At 33.0% G+C, this 2,567-nt stretch carries 1 protein-coding gene; it reads right to left on the reverse strand.

Going from position 1 to position 2,567, the window contains the following annotated elements; all coding sequences use genetic code 11:
• Positions 1 to 204: 204 nt before the first annotated feature.
• Positions 205 to 2,567, reverse strand: a 2,363-nt coding sequence (gene rpoB, locus GQ540_RS09850; protein ID WP_291800536.1) for a DNA-directed RNA polymerase subunit beta, incomplete at its 5' end; no start/stop codon positions are given.

A 2,567-nucleotide genomic window follows, 5' to 3' on the forward strand; every position in this document is an offset into this window, starting at 1 on the left:
AATGGTTTCTGGTTTTAATACTTCTCCTTTTGATTTCTCAAGAATTGCTTCTGGAGATGATAAACCAATTGAAATTTTATTAAACTTTTTTACAGTGTATTTCTCGTTTTTTCTTGCCATAATACTAATGATGGATTCGAATTTTAAATATGTAAAAATATAAGTAGTTAGGAGGTTTTACTCTCCTAACTATTTTTTAAGTTGTTACTCCTCTAATCTAACGTCTAACCCAAGGCCTTTAAGCTCGTGCATTAATACGTTAAACGATTCCGGTAATCCTGGTTCTGGCATTGGATCTCCTTTAACAATAGCCTCGTATGTTTTAGCTCTACCTAAAACATCATCAGATTTTACAGTTAAGATTTCACGTAAAGTACTTGCTGCTCCATATGCTTCAAGTGCCCAAACTTCCATTTCTCCAAAACGCTGACCTCCAAACTGAGCTTTACCACCAAGTGGTTGCTGAGTAATAAGAGAATAAGGACCAATAGAACGTGCGTGCATTTTGTCATCAATCATATGACCTAACTTAATCATATAAATAACACCAACTGTTGCTTTTTGATCAAAACGTTGTCCAGTTCCACCATCATATAAATATGTATGACCGAATTGTGGTACACCAGCATCATCAGTTATTTTATTAATCTGATCAATGGTAGCACCATCAAAAATTGGTGTAGCATATTTTGTGTCATTTTTTTGACCAGCCCATCCAAGTACAGTTTCATAAATCTGTCCAATATTCATACGTGATGGTACACCTAGTGGATTTAATACGATATCAACCGGAGTTCCATCTTCTAAGAAAGGCATATCTTCTTGACGAACAATACGTGCTACAATACCTTTGTTACCATGACGTCCCGCCATTTTATCACCTACTTTTAATTTACGTTTTTTAGCAATGTAAACTTTTGCTAATTTTAAAATCCCTGCAGGCAATTCATCACCAACTGAAACTGTAAATTTTCTACGACGTAAACTTCCTTGTAAATCATTTACTTTAATTTTGTAGTTGTGAATTAATTCAACTACTAAACTATTTGTATGACTATCTGTTGTCCAAGTACCTTTTGTTAAATAAGCAAAATCTGGCACAGAGTTTAACATTTTTAGCGTAAACTTTTTACCTTTTTGAAGTATTTCCTCACCTAAATCGTTCAATACTCCTTGTGAAGTTTTACCACTAATAAGTGTAAATAATTTTTCTGTTAAAACTGAACGTAAATCTTCAAATTTAGCAGTATACTTACTTTCTAAATTAGCAATACTTACTTTATCTTGTGCTCTTTTAGATTTATCTTTAACAGCACGTTCAAATAACTTTTTATTTATAACAACACCTCGTAAAGATGGTGAAGCTTTTAAAGAAGCATCTTTTACATCTCCTGCTTTATCACCAAAAATAGCTCTCAGTAATTTTTCTTCAGGAGTTGGATCTGACTCTCCTTTTGGAGTAATTTTACCAATTAATATATCACCAGGTTTTACTTCAGCACCAATACGAATCATTCCATTTTCATCTAAATCTTTCGTAGCTTCTTCTGAAACATTTGGAATATCGTTTGTTAATTCTTCAGCACCTAATTTAGTGTCTCTAACATCCATTGAATATTCATCAATATGGATAGAAGTAAAGATGTCTTCTTTTACAACTTTTTCAGAAATTACAATTGCATCCTCAAAATTATACCCTTTCCAAGGCATAAAGGCTACTTTCATATTTCTACCAAGTGCTAATTCACCTTTTTGTGTAGCATAACCTTCACATAGAACTTGCCCTTCTTCAACTCTATCACCTTTTTGAACAATAGGTTTTAAGTTTATTGAAGTTCCTTGGTTTGTTTTTCTAAACTTAATTAAGTTATATGTTTTGCTATCGCTCTCGAAGCTAACCATACGTTCTTCATCAGTTTTATCATATTTAATATTAATGATATCAGCATCAACATATTCAACAACACCTGCTCCTTCAGCATTCATTAAAATTCTTGAATCTTTTGCTACTCTTCTTTCTAAACCAGTACCTACAATTGGAGATTCTGGTTTCATTAAAGGAACTGCTTGACGCATCATATTTGACCCCATTAATGCACGGTTGGCATCATCATGCTCTAAGAATGGAATTAATGATGCAGAAATTGATGCAATTTGATTTGGAGCAACGTCCATATAGTTAACCTTTGTTGGTTCAACTACAGGATAATCTGCCTCTTCTCTAACAATTATTTTATCTGCAACAAATTTACCAACTTCATCTAAAGGAAGATTTGATTGAGCAAATTTCATTCCTTCTTCTTCTTCAGCACTTAAGTATTTAGGTTCATCAGTAATATTTACATTACCTTCAGTAACTTTTCTATAAGGTGTTTCAATAAATCCTAAATTATTCACTTTTGCAAAAACCGCTAAAGATGAAATTAAACCAATATTTGGTCCCTCAGGAGTTTCAATTGGACATAAACGACCGTAATGTGTATAGTGAACATCACGAACCTCAAAACCAGCTCTTTCTCTAGATAAACCTCCAGGTCCTAGTGCTGATAATCTTCTTTTATGTGTAA

Source organism: Lutibacter sp., from assembly GCF_013139515.1.
Classification (GTDB): Bacteria; Bacteroidota; Bacteroidia; order Flavobacteriales; family Flavobacteriaceae; genus Lutibacter.